The 2123-nt window shown below is 49.9% G+C and carries 2 protein-coding genes; one reads left to right on the forward strand and one right to left on the reverse strand.

Features of this window, described 5'->3' with window-relative positions:
* On the forward strand, window positions 1-292 hold a 292-nt coding region (locus R7Z49_RS28145; protein ID WP_000696720.1), incomplete at its 5' end, for a hypothetical protein.
* A gap of 84 nt (window positions 293-376) precedes the next feature.
* Here the strand turns inward: R7Z49_RS28145 and R7Z49_RS23220 are convergent.
* Window positions 377-2123 (reverse strand): Tn3 family transposase (locus R7Z49_RS23220; protein ID WP_000452541.1); only part of this gene is annotated, 1747 nt, incomplete at its 5' end.

The following is a 2123-nucleotide window of genomic DNA, read 5'->3' on the forward strand; positions in this document are numbered from 1 at the left end:
GCTTAGCGGAAAGTTCTTTTACCCTCAGCCGAAATGCCTGCCGTTGCTAGACATTGCCAGCCAGTGCCCGTCACTCCCTGTCGTCTGGGCGTTCCTCTGGGCTAAACATCGACATGATCCGGCGCTTAATATCGCCGTCCTTGTTGACCAGCGTCTTGGTCACGAAGGCCGCGTATTCTTTGGCGTTGTCGTACCCTTTCCAGACCTCGTGGGGGTCAAGAGCGTAGGCGCAAACCCGCCCAGCGACTGGGATTCTGACCAAGGCGCGTTCTGTCTCAAGGTGGGGTTCTAGGGATTTTCCCCTCTAAAAAGACATAATCCTCTGTAGACCACACCAATAAATGGCTGCGGAGGTGGTTTACTTTCAGCTTGGAGCCTAATCATCCACTATCGGCCTTGTTATTTCGCCAATATTGGGCAATTTCCCAGTATTAGTGAAGTTATACGTTCCGCTTAAGTTGATATTTTGCCACGCAACGGGCGAAACAGCACGAGTGATACCCGCTTTCTCTTCATCTCCTCTCGCTTCAAAGTGTCCCAGAAGATGACTCAGTATCGCGGAGTTGAAGTAGATGATCGCGTTGGCAAGCAATCTTGCGCATTCATTCCAGATAGCGATTTCAGACTCGTTTTTGCCACGGAACTGATCACCATTCACCGACGCAATGGCTCGTCTAAGGAAGTGCCATGCTTCTCCCCGGTTCAGGGCACGTTGCACATACTGCCGCAAACTGGCATCGTCGATGTAGTCAAGTAAATATTGCGCTTTAACCAGTCGATTATACTCCGTCAGAGCCTGTAATATTGGGTGTCCAGAAGGGTAACCAGACAACTTTCTTACCAGCATTGCTTGTGTCGTCCGCTTTGTCTGAAGTGACAGAACAATACGCCTGATATCTTGCCATCCCGTTGTAATAACATTCGTTCTGATAGGCTTCTTTAGCGCCAGTATGGTGCTGCCTTGTTCACTTTCAGTCACATCAAACAGATCATTGATGACACTACTGAACTGCGCGTATCGCGGTGCAAAACTGTAACCGCATAGATCCAGTAAGGCGAAGTTAACATGATTGACACCGTGTGTATCTGTCGAGAGTACGTCAGGTTTGATTTCACTGCTGTTGGATTGTAACAGGTCATAAATATAGTGTGATTCGTGCTCGTTGGAACCGATGATCCGAGCATTGAGGGCGCTGTGGTTGGCCACCAGTGTCATGGCCGTGATCCCTTTGTTGGTGCCGAAATACTTAGAGGAGTACCGGGTTTTAAAGGTTTCCAGATGGGTTTCGAATTTCTGACCATCCGCACTGGCATGCAGCTGGTCCTCCTGAATATGGTAGTGGCGGAAGATGGGTAGCGCTGCAACCGCATTATTGATCACGTCGCTGGCGTCATGCAGCGTTTCAGGCCGGATATAGTTGGCCTGCACCGTACTCAGGTGTTCATAGCTTCGATCGGAGATCTGCGCCATGCCATACACACCACGGTGAGTGGCGTTGGCAATCAGAATGGCCAGTAAATCATCCTGATGAGTGAACCCTTGTTTTTGTATCGGAAGTACATGAGTCAGACATTTCATGAACCCGGTTTCGCGCTCTACATACCGCAGTACATCCGCGATACCGACCGGTTGCATTCGCTTAAAAAAGGGATTGTTGACCAGAGATGTAGCGCTTTTGGTCGGCAGACGCCAGCGGGTACCGGTACGATTTTTCATGATCACATTTCGATTGTCTCCCTCATCAATATGGAGAGCAACGTCTTTGAGTGCACTTTCCAGCCGGTGTTGTTTCTCCTGTAACAATAACTCTGCGGGCTGTTTTAGTCTGTCCAGTGTTGATGAGGCCAGCAAGGTATCCTGCGATGTCTGGGGGATCAGGTCGTCTTCCAGTGCGCGGTATTTGGTAACATTTGGCAAATAAATGCGTCCATTCAGTCGTGAGGTTAACTGCCGGTAGAGCAGCCATTCGTAACGTTGCGGGTTAACGTTATCCTGTTTAACCAACCATGGGAGGTGCTTTTTCGGGATGAGCGACGTATCCATCGTCTTCAGTGGTCCACCGAATGCGATTTCCGTCTGCATCTGTTGAAGTTGGGCGACGACGGCTTCTGAGCCTTTACCG

Origin of the sequence: Vibrio sp. 1562 (assembly GCF_033340155.1) — a bacterium.
GTDB classification, from domain to species: domain Bacteria; phylum Pseudomonadota; class Gammaproteobacteria; order Enterobacterales; family Vibrionaceae; genus Vibrio; species Vibrio alginolyticus.